Here is an 18,980-nt window from a genome sequence, read left to right on the forward strand (position 1 = left end):
ATCAGCCCACATGGTCATCAAAAAGGACTTAAGTGATAAGAGGACTTATCGCGACGATCTGTGTACTGTCGCTCGTACGGCGGGCACGATAACCGCATGACCAACACCACTCTCAGTAAGGAGCAGAGAATGTACACCCTGCCCATCCCTACAGAAGACATCCGGGCCAGCCTGCTGGCGTACGATCCCGCGACGTCTGAGCACGATCTCTGCGGGTACGAGAAGCAGATGGCCGACCACTACAATGCGCTCGTCACCGTCCAGCACATGTCAGTAGGACGGGCGGAACAGGTCGTCCGCGCCCTCTACCTCGAAGAACTCAACGCCGCCGTCGCTCAACGGGAACGGAAGGAACCGGTGAAGGAGGCCACGTGGGAAGAGTTCGAGGCACTGACGTACACCGACATCATGAACGGTGCCGGCTGTGACTCCTACGAAGAGTTCGAGCAGCGATACGCGAAGTGGCTGTAGGAGGCGTGACGATGGGAATGACTGTTCTTGACGCCGTGTGCATCGGGGTCCTCATATTCTCCATGTACAGCTTGTGGCGGGCAGGCCGGGAACGGAAGCGGGAGGGGAATCTCACCCGTCGCACAAGGACCAGCGCCTGGCAACTGTGCGGATCAGTGAGCATCTCAGTGGCAGTCGTCATATCACTGTGCACCGTGCATAACACCTGGCTGCTCGTTCTCCTTGCCGTTTCTGGAGTGTCGAGCGTGAGCCTCTGCATCGTCCACGTCCTACGGCTCCGACGGGCCTGGAAGTTCGAGAAGCAGCTGCGTGGCATGGGAGGGAATGAATAGATGAAACGATATGAAAAGTGGTCCCTGTGGCTAGGTGCGCTTACTTTCCTGGCAACCACGGCGATCGCATACGCCGCCTACACTTTCGATGTCGAAGGGAGAGAGCGCGACGCGCCGGATATCAGGGAAGCCTATATCGACCCAGATGTCCTACCTACCGGGGCGTACCCGCAGTACATACTCCGTAACCCCGGATTGCGGGGCACCGAGGTCGTCGGCGTCGAATTTCTCGGCAAGATGATGCCCGTTGTGGCTCCCGGTGCCCACAAGATCGAGCTGAAGGAAGGAGGTGCGGATATCCTCCACCTGATGCCGTGCTACCTCGCACGGGCCGCGCTCCCGGACGGAAGCGTTTCCGAGGAGGACCGGTTCACCCTGATCACCGGTACGGAGGAAGGGGAGAAGTCGATCCCCCTGGAGCCAGATACAGTGGAGAGGATCAACGCTGAAATCGACAGCCTACGAAATACCGGAACATGCGTGAACGGTCTGGAGTCCGATATATCTCCGCTCCCGGTGCATGATGCTGCGGGAAATCAGATTGTCCCCCGTCAATTGCTCGTTCCTCCGACGGGAAACTGAGAGAATTCGTACCATGACCAGCAATAGTGACGTGCCCGGTCAGCGCTACTGGCAGGCCAAACCGTACGCGGTGCCGGACAGCCTGGAGGATCTCCACGGCCCCACCGCAGGTACGATCCCGTTACCTCGGTCCTGCAGGGGAACGGTCGTGGACCTGGGGACAGCTGCCGGTCGCGCGATGGCCTACAGCAGGCTGCTCGACGAGATCGACCTCGTCTCGCTGTGCGACGTCGTGAACAAGGACCGGCTGGTGGAGGAATGGGAGACGGTAACGAAATCGCTCCGTGTCGCGGCGTTGTGGGAGGAGCGGTTCCTCGAGCTTCCCCGCACCCTGTCTGAGGATCGTCGTCGGCAGTTCCTGTAGGCGTTCTCCGGTCACACGCCCAGCAGGCGCCGCAGCACCTGCACCACGCCGTCCTCGGTGTTGGCCGGGGCGGTGTAGTTCGCCGCGGCGGTGATGCCGGGGTGCGCGTTGGCCATGGCGAAGGACAGGTCGCCCTCGCCGATCATCTCCAGGTCGTTGAGGTAGTCGCCGAAGACCGCGGTGTCCGCCCGGGAGACGTCCAGCGTCTCCTGGAGGTCACGCAGGGCGGCGCCCTTGTTGGCGTCCGCGCGCATGATGTCGATCCAGTTCGCCCCGGAGATCACCACCGCATCGGTCCGGGCCACCTCGGCGGCGGGGGCGTCCTCGCCGGTGAACAGGTCAGGGGCGGCGTCCTCGGCGGAACCGAAGCAGAACACCGCGACCTTGACCACCGGGTCGTCCACGGCGGTGAGGTCGTCGACCTGCTCGAGGGAGCGGTAGTACTTCGCGGCCTCGTCGAGGAACTCCTGCTCCGTGTTCTCCACATAGGCGACCTCGGGGGTGCACACCACCAGGCCGAGCCGACGGTCCGTCCCCCGCACCGCGGAGATGCACTGCTGCACCGTCGTCCCGGACAGGGGGGAGGTGGCCACGACCTCGTCGTCGTGCACCACGACGGTGCCGTTCTCGGCGAGGTAGGTGCGGACCCCGTGCCCGCCGAACATCCCGCGCAACGTGGCGTGCTGACGCCCGGAGGCAGGCACCACCACAATGCCGCGGTCCTGCATCACCGGCAGCAGGTCCCAGAAGCCCGGGGGCACGGTGCCGTCCGGCCGGAGCAGGGTGCCGTCCATGTCGAGCACCACCAGTCCGAGGTCAGGGGTGGGGGAGAGGTCGGTCCATGGGATCGGGGTGTCCGTCATGCCCCCATGGTTTCACATGAAACATCTCAGAGCGTCTCCGGAGTGTCCGGCGACTCCCGCCGGGCAGCCGCCCCCAGCGCGGTACGGAACGCGCGCACCCCGGGATGGCCGGCGTAACCGTCGCGCACCGCGGTGAACAACTGCCGGTGCGGTGACCCCGGCATCGCCAACGCCTGTGTGTGGTCCAGATGTGGCCCGGCCAGCACCGCCGGGATCACCGTGACCCCGTGCCCCGTCCGGGCCATGTGGGCGCGCAGGATCGGGTCGGTGGTCTCGCACTTCACCCGCGGCTCCACCCCGGCCTCCCGCAGGACGGTCCGCTCCCACCGGCCCTGCGGCATCGACGCCGGCTCCAGGATCCACGGTACGTCCGCGAGGTCCGCCAGCCCGCCGAGTTCCTCGGCGGGGAACGCCCACCGCCCCGTGGTCGGCAGCACCAGCAGCATCGGGTCGGCGAAGAGCTCCTCCCGGTGCAGCCCGGGACGCACCGGCTCCGGCTGCCCCGGGAACTCGTCGCCGATGACCACGTCGTAGGAGTGCGCCGCCAGACCCTCGAAAGCCTCGGCCACCTCCCGGTGGTAGACCTCGACGTTCAACCCCGGATGGCGTTTCTCCAGCATCGTCAGCGCCGTCGGCAGGATCGTCGCCAACGCCGACTGGAAACTCGTCACCCGCAGGGTGCCCTCCGCGCCGGGACGCGACGACGCCAGCTCGGCCTCGGCGGTGTCCAGGATCGTCAGGACCTCGTCGGTGCGGGCCACTAGCCGGCGGGCGGCCTCGGTGAGCCGTACCCCGCGGCCCGCCGTCTCCAGCAACGGGACCCCGGCCTCACGTTCCAGCTGGCTGAGCTGGTGGGACACCGCGGACGGGGAGTAGTGCAGTTCACGGGCGACGGCGGCCAACGTGCCGCGCTGGTGCACCTCCCGCAGCAGGGTCAGTCGGTGAATGTTCAGCACGGTTCACCATTATCGTTCAGATTCCTGAGATAGACGAACCGGTGCCGTGGACCGCAGAATAGGGCCATGAGCATCACCCGTTCCTCGGCCCTCGTCCTGGGCTCCTGCGCATCCCTGCAGTTCGGTGCGGCGACGGCCGTCGGCCTCTTCGGCAGCCTCGGCACCTGGGGTGTCACCTTCTTGCGCCTGAGCATCGCCGGCGCGCTCCTGCTGCTGGTCGCCCGGCCGGCACTGCGCGCCTGGTCCCGGGGGGACTGGCGTGCCGTGGTCTTCTTCGCCGTGATGATGGCCGCGATGAACGGGTTCTTCTACGCCTCCCTGGACCGCATCCCCATGAGCGCCGCCGTGGCCATCGAGTTCATCGGCCCGCTGGTCTACGCCGGACTGACCTCACGCCGCCGCGGCGACCTGGTGTGGGTCGGGCTCGCCGCCGCCGGCATGGCCGTCCTCGGTCTCGAAGCCCTGTCCGACGCCGCCCTCGACCCGGTCGGCATGCTGCTGGCCCTGGTCGCCGGGGTGTTCTGGGTCGGCTACATCGTCGGTTCCGCCGCCGTGGGACGCCGCATCGCCGGTACCGGGGGCCTGGCGGTGGCGATGCTGCTCGGCGGGCTCATGCTCGCCCCCGTCGGACGCGGCGCCGTCGACGGCCTCACCGCCGAACCGTGGCTGCTGGTGCCGGCTGTCGCGACCGCACTGCTGGCCTCCGTGATCCCCTACTCGCTGGAGCTCGCCGCACTGCGGCAGCTGCCAGCCGCCGTGTTCAGCGTGTTGATCAGCCTGGAACCGGCCTTCGCGGCACTGGCGGGCTTCGCGCTGCTGGACCAGGAGATGACCGCGATGCGCGGCGTGACCATCGTGCTCGTCATCGCCGCGTCCGTCGGGATCACGTGCTCGGCACACCTGCGGACCGCCCGGCCACAGAAGGAAGGGCACGTGCGACGTCCACTGCTGCGTCGTCGAACACCATCTCCACAGTGAGGTCGCCGCGGGCCAGCTCCGGCCACTCGCGCAGGTAGTCCTGGCGGTACAGCCACGGCGACCGGTCGCCCTGACGCGGGGTGATGTGCTGTGACCGTCTGATGTAGCCCGCCTCGAACTCCAGCAACGGACGACGCCCCACCTCGTCGCCCGGGAACACCGGGGCGGCGACCTTCTCGCCGCGGTTGACCATGTGGTGCCACAACCGCACCAGGTACCGGGCTGTGAGGTCGGCCCGTGTGGTCCACGATTGGTTCAGGTAACCGACTGTGAAGCTCAGGTTCGGCAGCCCCGAGACCAGCACCCCGCGGTAGGCCACCGTCCGCGACAGGTCGACGGGCTGCCCGTCGACCGTGATCCCCGCACCGCCGAAGAGCTGCAGCTGCAGCCCGGTCGCCGCGATCACCGTGTCCGCCTCCAGCACCGTCCCGTCGGTCAACCGCACGCCCTCCGGGACGAGGCGGTCGATCGTGGCGGTGACGACCTTCGCGCCCCGGTGCTTGATCGCGGCGAAGATGTCGCCTCCGGGCGCCTTGCACACCCGCTGGTCCCACGGCCGGTACGGCGGGGTGAAGTCCCTCCTGATCTGTGCGGGGCTCAGCCACAGCAGCTGCAGGGCGTGCAGGAAACCACTGAAGACGAACGGCGCCCCCTTCGCGATGTACCACTGCACCATGTCCCGGGTGATGTGGTTGACCCGCGCGACCTTGTGGGCGGCCCGCCTGTTCGGGATCAGCGTCCTCCAGATCGTGGAGATGGTGTCGAACCGCGGCAACGCCGCCACCCACGTCGGGGTGCGCTGCAGCATGGTCACCTGCGCCCCGTCCTCCGCCAACGCCGGCAGCAACGTGACCGCCGTGGCGCCGGAGCCGATGATCACGATCCTGCGTCCGGTGACGTCGCCCTGCTCCTCCGGACGCCACTGCTGGGCGTGGACCAACTGGCCGGTGAAGTCCTCCTGGCCGTCGAAGTACGGCTGGAAACCGGCGCGGTGGTCGTAGTAGCCGCAGGCCAGGTGGACCCGACGTGCCCGGGTCACGGTCTCGACAGTCTCCGGGGCATCCGGCCGGTCGTCGGGTCCGTGGCGCCACGCCTGGACGGTGGTCACCTCCCAGTGGGGGCCGGTGACGGCGTCCGAGGTGACGTAGTTGATCCGCTTGACCCACGTGTTCAACTGGATGCGCTGCAGGAAGCCGTCCTCGCGGGCGGCGTCGCGCAGGTACTCCCGGATGTGTTCCCCGTCCCCGAGGGTTCCTTTGTGCGGCCACGGCTTGTACGGCAGCGCGAAGCTCGCCATGTCCGAGTCCGAGCGGATCCCCGGGTAGGTGAAGGTGTTCCACGTGCCGCCGATGTCGTCGTTGGAGTCGACGATCCTCCAGTTCCAGCCGGGGAACTCCGACACGACATGGTGGGCGAGGTCGATGCCGGCGATCCCCGCGCCGACGATCAGCAGGTCGAGGACATGGTCGGTGGTGGTGTCCGAGGTGCTCATGGTCGCCACTGTACTGCCTGCATGTTCGCACCGGAACGAAAACAACGACGCGGCGGGTACGGGAGAACCCCCGGCCGCAGGCGGGACGGGGGTTCTCGGTCAGGGCGACTCAGAGGCGGTGCTTACCGCCGTCGTCCTCCGTGTTCGGGGCGCCGGGGGCACCGGGAGCGCCCGGCGCACCGGGAGCACCGGGGGCACCGGGGGCGGCAGGAGCATCCTTCTTGACGTCCTCCTTCACCTCCGTGGCCTTCTCCTTGACGTCCTCCGCCTTGTCGGCGACCGTGTCGGCGGCCTCCTCGACCTTCTCCTGGACCTTCTCCTCGGCCTTCTCCTCTGCCTTGGCGGCAGCGGCCTTCGGCTTCGCGGCGGCGCCGGTGGCCGGGGCGCCGGTGGTACGCGGGGTCTTCGCCGGCGCGGCGGACCCGCTGCCCTTGGCCTTCTGGGCGACGAACGCTACAGCCGCGGCGATGATGGCGAGCAGCAGGACGTTACGTCCGGTGTGCTTCTTCTTGTTCGCCTTCGCCGCCTTCTTCAGCTCCTTCGCGCGGACCTTCTCCGCCTTCTTCGAGGCGGTCTTCTTGATCTTGCGCTGTGAACGGGAGAGCTGCTTGTTGGCGGTCCGGGCGTTCTTCTCCGCGAACTTCCGTGCCTTCTTCGCCTGCTTGGCGGCCTTCTTCCTGCCCTTGGCGCCTTCCTTCTTGGCGGTCTCACCGACCTCGGAGGCGACCTCGGACGCCTGGGACCAGGCGTTCTCCAGGGACTTGCGGGCCGACGAGCCGGCCTTGTCGGCCTTCTTCTTCGCGGCTTTGACGTCCTTGCCGTACTTCTTCGTCAGCTTCTTCTTGTTCTTCTTGGCTGCCTTACGGCCGGCCTCGCCGACCTGGGACGCGCGATCCCGGACATCGTCGATCGCGTCGCTGACCGCGTCGGACTCGAGGAAGGCCGAACCGCGTTCCTGGGCCTGGTGGAACAGCTCGCCGCCACGCTCGGCGGCGCTACGGCCCCAGCGGGTGACGGTGTCGGTGAAGTCGGCGTCGGGGGCCTGGCGCACCTGGTCGGCCAGCGCGCTGGCACGGTCACCGGCGGCGGAGGTGACGGCCGAGAGCCGCTTCTCCACGAGGTCACGCGGGCTCTCGTTCCGGCCCGCGGCCTTCCTGGCGACCTTGTGCTGACGCTTCAGGGCCTTGGCCTGCGTCTTGTCTGCCTTGGCGCGGCGCTTCTCCGCCTTCGAACCGACCTTGTCGGCCTTGCGGGTGGCCTTCGCGGCCTTCTTGCTGAGCTTCTCGGCCTTGCTGTCATGCAGGGCCTCCAGAGTGCTCTCGGCCTCCTGTACGGCGTGGTCGAGGCCCTGGGTGGTGTTGTTCTTGATGGCGTTGCTCACCGTATGTCCTTTCGAGGCGGTTCTTCTCTCGGATGTTCCGGGGGCCGGGGACGCCAGGGACCGGGCTGCCCGGTCCTCGGCGAGGATCTTCTCCACGATCAACCGGTGGTGGCCCGGCGCCGAGGAGATGTCCTGCGACGGACGGTCGTCGGCGGAGGGGCGCAGGGCGTGGAGGCCGGAGACGTCGCGGACGTCACCGTTCCGGCGCCTGCCACCGAGACTCGATGACACCTGCCGTGCGGCACGTAACGCGGTGAATGCGGTAGTCGGGTCCATGGACCGTGCGTCTCCTTCTCGTTCCCGGCGGCCGACCGGAGCAGCCGCGCAGCAGCGGAGCGGTCGGTTGTCTGTCAGTTCACTAACGGTTGTTCTGTCGACACAAGATGGGTCGTCATCCAACGATAACCAAATCTTCCCCCGAGGGTAGCCCGAATCGGACGATCAGGGGTGCGGGACGGTCGTCCGGTACCCTGGCGGCCATGACTGTTCAGAAAACCGCGACAGCGACCCTGCACACCAACTACGGCGACATCGCCATCGACCTCTTCGGCGACCACTCGCCGGCCACCGTGAAGAACTTCGTCGGCCTGGCCACCGGCGACAAGGAGAAGGCCCCCTACACCACGGAGAACGCCTCCGGTGCCACCGAGGGACCGTTCTTCGACGGTGCGCTCTTCCACCGCATCATCGACGGCTTCATGATCCAGGGCGGCGACCCGACCGGCACCGGCCGCGGCGGCCCGGGTTACCAGTTCGCCAACGAGAACCACCCGGAACTGCAGTTCGACCGTCCCTTCCTCGTCGCCATGGCCAACGCCGGCCGCGACACCAACGGTTCGCAGTTCTTCATCACCGTCGGGGCGCACCCCCACCTCAACGGCGGCTACACCATCTTCGGCGAGGTCACCGACAAGGAGTCCCAGAAGGTCGTCGCCAAGATCTCCCGCGTCTCCACCGACCGCATGGACCGTCCCGCCGAGGACGTCGTCATCGAGTCCGTGGACGTGGCCTGATCGCCAGGCGTTTCTTCGCCGGGGCCCCGGCGACGGCGGGGCTGGTCCTCGCCTGCCTGGTGGCGTACGTGGTCACCGGGGTCGACAGCGGGAGCCTGTCCCGCCCGGCGTCGGCGCCAGGGGTGGCGTGGGACCTCATGGTCGACCCGCTGCTGATCACCGCGGACGGGCAGTGGTGGCGCCTGGTCACCGGGGCGTTCGTGCATCTCGACCCCGGTCATCTCCTGATGAACATGCTGCTCATCGGGCTGATCGGCCGGGAGCTCGAGCGGGCCTACGGGACCCTCACCATGGTGGCGTCGATGCTGTTCTGCGCCGTCGGGGGTGGGCTCGCCGTGGTCTGGCTCCAGCCGGACAGCGTCGTCGGCGGGGCCTCGGCCATCGGCTACGGGATGTTCGCCATGCTGGTCGGCCTGTCCCTGGAGCGGCGGACGGACATCCGCGCCCCGATCGTGCTGATCGTGGTCAACCTGGCGTATTCGGCGACCGCCGGCGGGGTCTCCCTGCCCGGTCACCTCGGCGGGCTGGCCGCCGGTGCGGTGGTCGCGGTCGTGCTGACCGCGGTCCGTCGCAGACGGGCTACTTCCAGCCCATGGTCATCAACAGACCCACGATGAAGAGCCCGAAGCCGATCAGGTAGTTCCATGCGTTCAGGTCCGCCATGAAGGGGATCTGCGGGCCGGCGATGTAGTTCACGACCAGCCAGGCCAGGCCCAGCAGCATCAGGCCGAGCATGAGGACGATGTACCAGCGTGACGTCCCGGTCGCGTTGAGCTTGACCGGCGTGCGGCGGTCGGCGGCGGATGCGCCGACGGAGGTGGCGGAGTTGTCCTCCGGCGAATCGGAGATCCGAGACTTCGGCATGTGTATCCCTCACTGACATGGTGACGTGTTCGAACTGAACCAACCCTACCAGCACGAACCCGGGCCCCCCGGTACGGGATAGTATGGGCGCCATGCGCATCCTCGTCATCGACAACTACGACAGTTTCGTCTACAACCTCGTGCAGTACCTCGGGGAACTCGGCGAGGACTGCACCGTGTGGCGTAACGACGCGGCGGAGCTCGGGGACACCGCCGCGGACCTCGCCGGTGCCCTGGAACCGTTCGACGCGGTGTTGGTCTCCCCGGGGCCCGGCGACCCGTCCTCCGCGGGACGGACGCTGGACGTGGTCGCGCACTGCGCCGCCCACCGGGTGCCGATGCTGGGCGTGTGCCTGGGGCACCAGGCGCTGGCCCAGCACTTCGGTGCCGACGTCGTCCGCGCCGACGAGATCTTCCACGGCAAGACCAGCCCCGTCACCCACGACGGCACCGGCGTCCTCACCGGGATCCCGAGCCCGTTCACCGTGGCCCGCTACCACTCGCTGACGGTCGACCCGGCCACGGTGCCGGAGGAACTCGTCGTGGTCGGACAGGTCGCCTCCGGCATGATCATGGCCATGCGCCACGCGACGCTGCCACTGCATTCCGTCCAGTTCCACCCCGAGTCGGTGATGACCGGGAACGGGCACCGCATCCTGGCGAACTGGCTGTCGGACGCCGGCCGGCCCGTCGACGAGGCGGAGCTGGCCCGGTTGACGGAGCGTCACGCCGCGACGCTGGCCGGGGCCGCGGCCGTGGCGGGCTGAATAGTCGATTATTCCGAATCTGTGTGATTTTGCCGGAGAAATAGTACGATAGTTCCTGTTGTGCCGTGTTCGTCGTGAGCCGGTGTGAAACAGGAGGAGCTACCGTGGAAGAGTGCAGGAAAGTCGTCGGGACGGCGGCGGAGGCCGTGGCGGGGATCGACCCGGGGTCGAGTCTCGCCGTCGGCGGATTCGGCCTGGTCGGAGTCCCCGACGCGCTGATCGCCGCCCTGGTCGACACCGGGGTCGACGAGCTGGAGGTGTTCTCCAACAACTGCGGGGTGGACGACTGGGGCCTCGGCCCGCTGCTCGTGCAGCACCGCATCCGTCGTGTCGTCGCCTCCTACGTCGGGGAGAACAAGGAGTTCGCCCGTCAGTACCTCGCCGGTGAGCTGGAGGTCGAACTGACCCCGCAGGGCACGCTGGCGGAGAGGCTGCGTGCGGCAGGGACCGGCGTCCCGGCCTTCTACACTCCTGCCGGGGTAGGCACGCCCGTCGCCGACGGCGGCCTGCCGTGGCGGTACAACGGGGACGGCAGCGTCGCGGTCGCGTCACCACCGAAGGAGGTCCGTGAGTTCCACGGACGGCGCTACGTCCTCGAGGAGGCGTTGCCGGCCGACGTCGGACTCGTCCACGCCGTCCGTGGGGACACGGAGGGGAACCTGGTGTTCGCGAAGTCCGCGATGAACTTCAACCCGTTGTGCGCCATGGCCGGTGCCGTGACCGTGGCTGAAGTCGAGGAACTGGTGGAACCCGGGGAAATCGACCCCGCGGAGGTCCACCTCCCGGGCATCTTCGTGCAGCGGATCGTGGAGACCGGCCCGCAGGAGAAGCGGATCGAGAAGAGGACGGTGGCGGCATGAGCTGGACACGGGAAGAGATGGCCGCACGCGCCGCACAGGAACTGCAGCCGGGACAGTACGTGAACCTCGGTATCGGCCTGCCGACGCTGATCCCCGGCCACCTGCCGAAGGATGTCGACGTCACGCTCCACAGCGAGAACGGGATCCTGGGCACAGGCCCCTACCCGGCGGCCGACAGGGTGGACCCCGACCTCATCAACGCCGGCAAGGAGACGGTCACGGTCAACCCCGGGGCGTCGTTCTTCGACTCCGCCCTGTCCTTCGGGATGATCCGCGGCGGGCACGTCGACGTGGCGGTCCTGGGAGGCATGCAGGTCTCGCGTCGCGGTGACCTGGCGAACTGGATGGTCCCCGGGAAGATGGTCAAGGGGATGGGCGGTGCGATGGACCTGGTGCACGGCGCCGGCCGCGTCATCGTGCTGATGAACCATACCGCGCGGGACGGTACTGCCAAGATCCTGACCGAATGCGACCTCCCGCTGACCGGCCAGGCCGTGGTGGACCGGATCATCACGGACCTCGCCGTCATCGACGTCGACCGGAGCGCCGGTCCTGCCGGACGGCTGGTCCTGCGGGAGACCGCGCCGGGGACCACGGTCGGGCAGGTCATCGCCGCGACCGGGGCGGACCTGGACGTCGACCTCCACTAACCCCCCTCAGAGAGCGGAGGGCGCGCCGTCACACAGGGCGCGTCCACTCGACCCGACGTGCGCGCGGGACCGGGTGGACCTCGACGCCTTCCACGACGGTGTTGGTGACGGTGCCGATGCCCTGGACCGTCATGCTGACGGTGTCGCCGACGGTGATCGGGGAGGGGTCGGTCTCGCCGGTCCACCCCCAGAACTCCGCCAGGCAGCCGCCACCGCAGGTGCCGCTGCCGAGGACGTCGCCCCGACGGACCCACGTTCCGCGGCTGGCGTAGGAGACGAGTTCCGCGAAGGACCAGGCCATGTGCGAGAGGACGTCCTCGGCGATCAGACGGTCGTTGATCCGCAGCTCCATCCGGAGGGTGAAGTGGTCACCGTCGCGGTACTTCTCGAGTTCATCGAGGGTCACCACGACCGGGCCCAGGGTGGAGGCCGAGTCCTTCCCCTTCGCGGGGCCCAGCCCCACCTTCATCTCCGCGGTCTGCAGGTCACGGGCGGACCAGTCGTTGAGGATGGTGAAACCCCCGATGTGGTCCCACGCCTCCTCGACGCTGAGGTTGAACCCGTCCCTGGAGATCACCGCCGCGACCTCGAGCTCCACGTCGAAACGCTCCGAACCCGGGGGGACGCGGACGTCCTGGCCGGAACCGGTCGCCGCATGGGGGTTGGTGAAGTAGAAGGACGGGGCCTCGTACCAGGCCTCCGGGGCGCCCTCGCCGTCGGTGACGGCGCGCATGGACCCGGCGGTGTGCTGTTCGAAGGTGATGAAGTCGCGCATGGACGTCACGGGCAGGGGCGGTTCCAGGGGGCCCAGGTCGTCCAGGGCGACCGTCCCGGTGGTCGGGATCTCCGGGGCCCGGGGATCGAGGGCGTCCAGGGGGTCCCGGTCACGGGTGAAGAGATGTACCTGGTTCTGGTCGTCCAGGCGTCCGAAACGTCGGACCCCGTCGACGGTCGCTGAGATGATGCGCATGTCCTATTCCCCGTCCTTGTCGTCGATGATGGCCACGGCCCGCGTCCACCCGGCCGAGGCCGCGTGGATCTTGACCGGCAGGCACGAGACCGTGAAGCCGGTCGAGGGGAGTGCCTCGAGGTTGTGGAGCTTCTCGATGTGGCAGTACCCGATGTCGCGGCCGGCCTTGTGGCCCTCCCAGATGATGCTGGGGTCGTGGTCCTGTCCGTACCGTCGCGCCGTGTAGGAGAACGGTGCGTCCCAGCTCCAGGCGTCCGTGCCGGTGACGCGGACACCCTGGTTGAGCAGGTGGAGGGTCGCGTCGCGTCCCATCCCGCACCCGGTGTCGACGTAGTCGTCCTCGCCGTAGCGCACACCGGCGGCGGTGTTGACCAGGACGATGTCGAGCGGGCGGAGCGTGTGGCCGATACGGTCGAGTTCAGCATCGATGTCGGCGGGCTGGACCACGTAGCCGTCGTCGAGGTGGCGGAAGTCGAGCTTCACGCCGGGGCGCAGGCACCAGTCGAGCGGGACCTCGTCGATGGTGATCGCACGCTCCCCGCCGTCCATCGTGGAGGCGTAGTGGTAGGGGGCGTCGAGATGGGTGCCGGTGTGCGTGGTCATGGTGACCCGCTCGATCGCCCAACCCTCGCCGGCGGGGAGGTCGGAGGTCTCGGCCCCCGGGAAGAAGGCCACCAAGTCCTCGGCGGACTGCCTGTGGTTGATGTAGGTGATGTCGGGACGGTGCCCGGGTGGGTCCGAGGCGATGCCGGCCCGCAGGTCGACGGAGATGTCGATCAGTTGTGGCATGACTGTACTCCTGGGAGGTTGGTTGTTACGCGGTCGTGGTGGTGGGACGTCGGGTCCCGTCCCCCGGCCGGTCAGCGTCGTCGCCGGCCGAGGATTCGGGCAGTTCTCTGGTGTCGCGGGGCAACAGGAGCGTGACCGCGGCCCCGACGAGGAACAGGATGCCGGCGATCACGAGTCCGGCGGCGAGTGAGGCGACACCGGCGAGGGCGCCGAACAGCAGCGGGGCGAAGGCCGAGATCCCGCGTCCCACGTTGAAGCAGAATCCGGAACCGGTCGCCCGGACCCGGGTCGGGTAGATACCGCTGAGGTAGGGGCCGAAGAGCCCGGCGAAGGTCATGAAGAAGGCGTAGGCCGGGCCGAGGAGCAGGAGTCCGGTCTCGTTCGTGACGACCCCGTACAAGGGCATGAGCAGGCCGGCACCGACCATGGCGGTGATCAGGGCGAAACGCTTGCCGAACCTGTCGGCGATGATCCCGAAGACGTTGTAGCCGATGAACATGCCCAGGTTCAGCCAGGTCATGAACGTGCCGACCGTCTGTGCGTCGAGGCCCCGTTCGTTCTCCAGGTAACTCGGCAACCAGGTGCTCGACCCGTAGAAGGCGATGAACGCCAACGAGGCGACGATGCTGGCCAGCACCGTTGTCCGCAGGTACGGCGGCGCCACGATCTCGCGGATCGATGAGCTCGATTTCTCCGGGGTCCCGGTGCCGCCGGGATGCGGGAGGTTCCGCTCGTCCAGCCACATCTGGGACTCGCGGAAGCAGAAGATCACGATGGCCAGGGGGAGGAGTGCGCCGAGACCGGCGACAAGGAACATCTCACGCCAGTGGGGCAGCATGAACCCGGAGAGCTGGGCGGCGACCAGGCCACCGATCGGGTAGGACGAGAGGACGAAGGTGAGGGCGACGGCGCGTCGTTCTTTCGGCCAGTTCTCGGTCACGAAGGTGGAGATCACGCTCCACACACCGCCTAGCCCGAGACCCGAGATGAACCGCACGATGATGAACACCGTGAGATTCGGGACGACGACGATGACCGAGGTGAAGACGATGAAGATGGCGACGCACACCAGCAGGGCGAACCTGCGACCTCTGGAGTCGGCCAGTGACCCCATCACCGGACCACCGACACCCATGCCGAGCAAGGTCGCCGTGGCCAGGAGGCCGGCCTGTGTGGCGGTGATCCCGAGGTCCGACGAGATCGCCGGGAGAGCGAGGGAGAGCAACAGAATCTCGAGGGCGTCGAACATGTAGATGATGAAGGAGCCGACGAGGATGATCCATTTGTACATGTGGTCCCTTCCAGGGAAGAAGGCTGACGGGGAGCGGCGTCGGCCGTGGCTGGCCTCACATAGACTGGACGATGTGACGTACATTGCCGCTCGAGTCACTTTTGCATAGCAATGAACTGCTTGTCAATGGATAATCGACATCAAACAAAATAATCGATTCTGGAGGATGAGGATGTCAGAGACCACTGAGTTGCCTGCGCCGACGAAGGACGCCTACCGTTCCGTGCGGACGGCGATCCTGCGCGGAGGCCTGAAACCCGGGGAACGACTCAGCCCCTCAGCCCTCGGGAAGGAACTGGGGGTCAGTGCCGGGGTGGTCCGCGAAGCGCTGACCAGGCTCGCCGCCGAGCACCTGGTCAGTGCGGAGAAGAACAAGGGGTTCCGGGTCTACGAGATCACCCTGGACGGGTTGAAGCACCTGGCGGAGCTGCGGCAACTGGTGGAACCCGCCGCCCTCGGCCAGTCCATCGCCGTCGGGGACGTGGCCTGGGAGTCCGAGATCATCGCGGCGCACCACCGGCTCCGTCGCGCCCCGGGCCAGGGGACGGAGGTCGACGACCAGGGGTCCGACGTCCACATGGTGGCGCACCGGCGGTTCCACATGGCGTTGCTCAGCGCCTGCCCGAATCCGCTGCTGCTGGACACCTGCCGGTCACTGTGGGACGCCGGTGAGCTCTACCGGCGGTGGGGGGCCGGCCGCCGCGACAGCACGGAATGGATGAAGGAGCACGAGGATCTCGTCCAGCACTGTCTCGACCGCGACGCCGCCGCCGCCACGGACCTGCTGCGTCGTCATATCGGCGGCACCGTGGAGGCCGTGACCGCGCTCCTCGACTCCGGCGGGGACTACCCGGTCACGGAATCCCCAGGGCGTTGACCCGCACGGTGATCGGGGCGTTCCGGTCGACCGTCTCGCCCTCCCGGGCGGACTGGCCGACGACCCTGTCCACGGCCAGCGGGTCCAGCTGGTTGACGTTGGTCCGGGTCACCCGGTCCGGGGCACCGCGCCACCCCGCCTGCTGCAGGGTGCTGTACACCTCGTCGTAGTCCCTGCCCACCAGCCGGGGCATGGTGAACTGGTTGCCGCGGGAGACCTCGATGGTGACCGTCGTGCCACGGGCCTGGGTGGTGCCCTCGTTCGTCGCGGAGAGCACCCGGTTCTCGTCCTCGGCGGAGTCGACCATGACCACGTCGACCTCGAACCCGGCGTCCTCCAGGTTCTGGACCGCGTCGTCCCGGGACTGGCCGGTGACCCGGGGGACGCGGACGTCCTCGGGGCCGGTGGACACCGTGATGCCCACCTCGGTGCCCTTGGAGACCTGCGAGCCCGAGGGGTGGGTCTGCTCGATGATCTTGCCTTCCTCCACCTCGTCGCTGGCCTCCTCGGAGACGTTCGACCGCAGGCGCAGCCCGGCGTCGGCGAGGGCCGCCTGGGCCTCCTGGGTGGTCATCCCGGTGAGGTCCGGGACGTCGGTGACCTCCTGGCCGGAGGACACCAGCAGGGTCAGCTGGGAACCCTGGGGCAGGGACGAGCCGACGCCGGGGTCGGTGCCGATGGCCTGGTCACGGGGGATCTCGGCGTCCGGACGGTCCTCGACGGTGACGTCGAAACCGGCGTCCTCCAGGGCCGTCATGGCCTGGTCGCGGGGCTGGCCGGCCACGTCCGGGATTCGGATCTGCTCAGTGCCCTGGCCACGGGAGTCGCTGAACCAGTTCCAGGCCACGGCCGTGCCGCCGCCGACGAGGGCCAGGACGGCGACGATCCACAGGGCCACGACCCAGCCTCTGCGGCGCTTCCTCTCCTCGCGGGGGACGGGTGCGGGCTCCGGTTCCGGGGCCGGTGCAGTGGCCGGCACGGGGGCGGCGACCGGCAGATGCGTGGTCGTCGGTTCGTGCACGGGCTCGTCGGTGTACGCCTGGGCGGCCAGGGGCATGCGTCCCTCGGCCATCCGCTGCAGGTCCGCGGCCATGTCGGCGCTGGAGTCGTAGCGGTCGGACGGGTCCTTCGCCATGGCGGTCAGGGTGACGGCGTCCAGGGCCAGGGCGGGGTCCGGGTCCAGGTTCATGCCCGGGACCTGGGACGGGGGCAGCGGCGTCTCCTGCACGTGCTGGAACGCCACGGAGAAGGGCGACTCCCCGGAGAACGGGGGCTGGCCGGTGGTGATCTCGTAGAAGACGCAGCCCGCGGCGTAGATGTCGGAGCGGGCCTCGGCGGACTTGCCGCGGGCCTGCTCCGGGGACAGGTACTGCGCGGTGCCGATGACCGCGGCGGTCTGCGTCATCGCCGAACTGGTGTCGGACAGCGCACGGGCAATGCCGAAGTCCATCACCTTCACCGCACCGGTGTTGGTGATCATGATGTTCGCGGGTTTGATGTCGCGGTGGATGATGCCGGCCTCGTGGGAGAACCCCAGCGCACGGCACACCTCCGCCATCACCCGCGACGCCTCGTCCAGCGGGAAGGGACCGGAGTCGCGCACGATGTCGCGTAGCGTCCGCCCGTGGACCCGTTCCATGACGATGTAGGGCACCGAACCATGGGCCTCGTCGGTCTGACCGGTGTCGTAGACGGCGACGATGGCGTGGTGGTTCAGCTTCGCCGCGTTCTTCGCCTCACGGCGGAAACGTTCGAGGAAGGTGTCGTCGCGGGCCAGGTCGGCCCGCATCATCTTCACCGCGATATCGCGTCCGAGTAGTTCGTCGGTCGCCGCATAGACGTCGGACATGCCCCCGGTCCCGATCACGGGCCCCAGGAGGTACCGACCGCCGAGCCGGGTGTCGCTCAGGTCCATGCTGCTCCCTTCCTCGAGTTCTGGCGCGGTTGACGCCGCGAACACTCCTTCTTCAGGAGAGTACCGATGTCACGGCTGTTCGCGCGAATAACAGCTGTCACAGAGGGCCCATGACGGTCTGCCCGGCCTCCTCGTCACCGGAGTCACCGTCCCCGGTGGTCCCGGCGTTACCGCCGGGGTCCGTCTGCTCCTGGGACGCCTGGTCAGAGGTGTCGGGGACGGTCGGCTCCTCCGTCGGGACGTCGGGTCCCGGGACGGTCGGCTGCGTCGGCTGGTCCGGTACCGTCGTGTCGGTCGGGCCGTCCGTCGGCCCCTCCGTCGGGACGGTCCCGGTCGGTGTGGGGTCCGGTGTGGACGGTTCGACGGGACCGCCGGTCTCGACGGGCTCGGGGACGACCGTCTGCTCCTCGGTGACCTCACTGGTCACCGTGGTGGTCTCCGCCGGCGGCACCGTCGGGTCCCCGTCCTGCTGGGTGAGGAACCACACCAGCACGCCGAGGAGCGCGACCAAGCCGACACCCAGCGCCCAGATCCAGCCGCGGCCGCTCCGGGTGCGCGGTGCCGGTCCCATGTTCGCCTCGTCGGTGACCTCGCTGAGCCGGCTCTGCCCGGTCGGGGCCTGGGCCACCGGTGCCGGTACGACCCCGGTGGCCGGGTCCGGCGGCATCTCGCCGTCGCGCACCGGGACGGTGGCCGCGGCGAGTGCCGCACCGTCCTGGTAGCGGGTCGCCGGGTCCTTGCGCAGGCAGATGGCGATCAGCCGGCGCATCGGTGCGCTGACGGTCGCCGGGAGTTCCGGCGCGGGCTCGTTGATGTGCTTCAACGCGACCGACACCGTGGAGTCGCCGGAGAAGGGACGCTGCCCGGCGAGGACCTCGTAGCCGACGACACCGAGCGAGTAGACGTCGCTGGACGGCTCGATCGACAGTCCCTGCGCCTGTTCCGGGGACACGTACTGCGCGGTGCCCACGACCATGCCGGTGCGTGTCAACGGCACGGCGGACGCGGCCTTGGCGATGCCGAAGTCGGTGATCTTCACGACACCGTCGGCGGTGACCATGAGGTTGCCGGGCTTGATGTCGCGGTGGATGAGCTGGCGTTCGTGGATCGCCTGCAGCCCGACGGCGGCCTGGGCGACGAGGTCGAGGACCATCACCTCCGGCAGGGTGCGCTGACGGCCGAGGATGTCGGCCAGCGACTCGCCCTGCACGTACTCCATCACGATGAAGCAGTAGGCGATGCCGCTGCCGTCGACGTCGTCCTGCTCGCCGTAGTCGAAGGTGCGCACCACGTTCTCGGACTGGATCGTCCGGGCGGACTCGGCCTCCTGGCGGAAGCGGTCGCGGAACTCCGCGTCGTCGGTGAGCTCGGGCTTGAGCACCTTGACGGCCACGTCCTGCTCACCGACGGTGTCGTAGGCCAGCCACACGGTGGACATGCCGCCGCGACCGATGATGCGGGACACCTCGAACCGGCGGCCCGCGGCAGAATCGTAGTGGGTGTCGAGGACGCGCTGGAGGCGGTCGGCCGCCGCCCGGTCCCGCGGCGTCATGTGCTCGGGGTCC

The 18,980-nt window shown here is 68.4% G+C and carries 20 protein-coding genes; 10 read left to right on the forward strand and 10 right to left on the reverse strand.

Annotation, left to right across the window (positions count from 1 at the left end; genetic code table 11):
* The first annotated feature begins 129 nt into the window (after positions 1-129).
* From MUN33_RS02985 to MUN33_RS02995, 3 genes are all read left to right on the forward strand, one after another.
* Complete coding sequence (locus MUN33_RS02985) at positions 130-471, forward strand: hypothetical protein (protein WP_244803422.1); 342 nt, start codon at positions 130-132, stop codon at positions 469-471.
* A gap of 332 nt (positions 472-803) precedes the next feature.
* Complete coding sequence (locus MUN33_RS02990) at positions 804-1,385, forward strand: hypothetical protein (RefSeq protein WP_244803423.1); 582 nt, start codon at positions 804-806, stop codon at positions 1,383-1,385.
* 13 nt (positions 1,386-1,398) lie between these two features.
* Positions 1,399-1,749, forward strand: coding sequence for a hypothetical protein (locus MUN33_RS02995; protein ID WP_244803424.1), 351 nt, complete (start codon positions 1,399-1,401; stop codon positions 1,747-1,749).
* A gap of 11 nt (positions 1,750-1,760) precedes the next feature.
* On the opposite strand, the gene MUN33_RS03000 is transcribed toward MUN33_RS02995, so the two are convergent.
* Together MUN33_RS03000 and MUN33_RS03005 are read right to left on the reverse strand one after the other, a co-directional pair.
* Positions 1,761-2,612 carry an HAD family hydrolase gene (locus MUN33_RS03000; RefSeq protein WP_244803425.1) on the reverse strand — a complete coding sequence of 284 codons (852 nt, stop codon included), beginning with the start codon at positions 2,610-2,612 and terminating at the stop codon, positions 1,761-1,763.
* Positions 2,613-2,638: 26 nt separating this feature from the next.
* Positions 2,639-3,568: a LysR family transcriptional regulator gene (locus MUN33_RS03005; RefSeq protein WP_244803426.1), complete on the reverse strand. Its 930-nt coding sequence runs from the start codon at positions 3,566-3,568 to the stop codon at positions 2,639-2,641.
* Positions 3,569-3,634: 66 nt separating this feature from the next.
* Between MUN33_RS03005 and MUN33_RS03010 the strand changes: the two genes are divergently transcribed.
* On the forward strand, positions 3,635-4,546 hold the full coding sequence (locus MUN33_RS03010) for an EamA family transporter (RefSeq protein ID WP_244803427.1): 912 nt from the start codon (positions 3,635-3,637) through the stop codon (positions 4,544-4,546).
* Here MUN33_RS03010 and MUN33_RS03015 read toward each other — a convergent pair.
* Positions 4,452-6,038: a flavin-containing monooxygenase gene (locus MUN33_RS03015; RefSeq protein ID WP_244803429.1), complete on the reverse strand. Its 1,587-nt coding sequence runs from the start codon at positions 6,036-6,038 to the stop codon at positions 4,452-4,454. The genes MUN33_RS03010 and MUN33_RS03015 overlap by 95 nt on opposite strands.
* A 109-nt stretch (positions 6,039-6,147) precedes the next feature.
* Positions 6,148-7,695 carry a hypothetical protein gene (locus tag MUN33_RS03020; RefSeq protein WP_244803430.1) on the reverse strand — a complete coding sequence of 516 codons (1,548 nt, stop codon included), beginning with the start codon at positions 7,693-7,695 and terminating at the stop codon, positions 6,148-6,150.
* A 203-nt stretch (positions 7,696-7,898) separates the two neighbouring features.
* Here MUN33_RS03020 and MUN33_RS03025 point away from each other — a divergent pair, with 203 nt between their 5' ends.
* Positions 7,899-8,432, forward strand: coding sequence for a peptidylprolyl isomerase (locus tag MUN33_RS03025; protein WP_244803431.1), 534 nt, complete (start codon positions 7,899-7,901; stop codon positions 8,430-8,432).
* A 59-nt stretch (positions 8,433-8,491) separates the two neighbouring features.
* A complete protein-coding gene (locus MUN33_RS03030; RefSeq protein WP_244803432.1) occupies positions 8,492-9,049 on the forward strand; it encodes a rhomboid family intramembrane serine protease in 558 nt (185 codons plus the stop codon).
* Here MUN33_RS03030 and crgA read toward each other — a convergent pair.
* On the reverse strand, positions 9,012-9,296 hold the full coding sequence (crgA, locus tag MUN33_RS03035; RefSeq protein WP_244803433.1) for a cell division protein CrgA: 285 nt from the start codon (positions 9,294-9,296) through the stop codon (positions 9,012-9,014). The two genes, MUN33_RS03030 and crgA, sit on opposite strands and share 38 nt — an antisense overlap.
* Before the next feature lie 92 nt (positions 9,297-9,388).
* Here crgA and MUN33_RS03040 point away from each other — a divergent pair, with 92 nt between their 5' ends.
* The 3 genes from MUN33_RS03040 to MUN33_RS03050 all read left to right on the forward strand — a co-directional run bounded on the left by MUN33_RS03040 (position 9,389) and on the right by MUN33_RS03050 (position 11,573).
* The gene (locus MUN33_RS03040) at positions 9,389-10,063 is read left to right on the forward strand and encodes an aminodeoxychorismate/anthranilate synthase component II (RefSeq protein ID WP_244803434.1); all 675 of its coding nucleotides are present in this window, start codon (positions 9,389-9,391) and stop codon (positions 10,061-10,063) included.
* A 104-nt stretch (positions 10,064-10,167) separates the two neighbouring features.
* Complete coding sequence (locus tag MUN33_RS03045; protein WP_244803435.1) at positions 10,168-10,923, forward strand: CoA transferase subunit A; 756 nt, start codon at positions 10,168-10,170, stop codon at positions 10,921-10,923.
* Positions 10,920-11,573, forward strand: a complete 654-nt coding sequence (locus MUN33_RS03050; protein WP_244803436.1) for a CoA transferase subunit B — start codon at positions 10,920-10,922, stop codon at positions 11,571-11,573. Before MUN33_RS03045 ends, MUN33_RS03050 begins: the two co-directional genes overlap by 4 nt.
* A gap of 28 nt (positions 11,574-11,601) precedes the next feature.
* Here MUN33_RS03050 and MUN33_RS03055 read toward each other — a convergent pair whose 3' ends face one another.
* From MUN33_RS03055 to MUN33_RS03065, 3 genes are read right to left on the reverse strand one after another with little or no spacing between them, the layout of a single operon-like run.
* Positions 11,602-12,543: a fumarylacetoacetate hydrolase family protein gene (locus MUN33_RS03055; RefSeq protein WP_244803437.1), complete on the reverse strand. Its 942-nt coding sequence runs from the start codon at positions 12,541-12,543 to the stop codon at positions 11,602-11,604.
* Positions 12,544-12,546: 3 nt separating this feature from the next.
* On the reverse strand, positions 12,547-13,332 hold the full coding sequence (locus tag MUN33_RS03060) for a cyclase family protein (protein ID WP_244803438.1): 786 nt from the start codon (positions 13,330-13,332) through the stop codon (positions 12,547-12,549).
* Between the two features lie 25 nt (positions 13,333-13,357).
* Entirely contained in the window at positions 13,358-14,623 is a 1,266-nt protein-coding gene (locus tag MUN33_RS03065) for an MFS transporter (protein WP_244803439.1), read from the reverse strand.
* 172 nt (positions 14,624-14,795) lie between these two features.
* On the opposite strand from MUN33_RS03065, the gene MUN33_RS03070 reads away from it, so the two are divergent.
* The gene (locus tag MUN33_RS03070) at positions 14,796-15,500 is read left to right on the forward strand and encodes a GntR family transcriptional regulator (protein WP_244803440.1); all 705 of its coding nucleotides are present in this window, start codon (positions 14,796-14,798) and stop codon (positions 15,498-15,500) included.
* Here the strand turns inward: MUN33_RS03070 and pknB are convergent.
* Complete coding sequence (gene pknB / locus MUN33_RS03075) at positions 15,478-17,415, reverse strand: Stk1 family PASTA domain-containing Ser/Thr kinase (RefSeq protein WP_244803441.1); 1,938 nt, start codon at positions 17,413-17,415, stop codon at positions 15,478-15,480. The genes MUN33_RS03070 and pknB overlap by 23 nt on opposite strands.
* Before the next feature lie 97 nt (positions 17,416-17,512).
* Complete coding sequence (locus tag MUN33_RS03080; RefSeq protein ID WP_244803465.1) at positions 17,513-18,967, reverse strand: serine/threonine-protein kinase; 1,455 nt, start codon at positions 18,965-18,967, stop codon at positions 17,513-17,515.
* Positions 18,968-18,980: the final 13 nt, after the last annotated feature.

The sequence above is a fragment of the Corynebacterium kalidii genome (assembly GCF_022869005.1).
Taxonomy (GTDB): Bacteria; Actinomycetota; Actinomycetes; order Mycobacteriales; family Mycobacteriaceae; genus Corynebacterium; species Corynebacterium kalidii.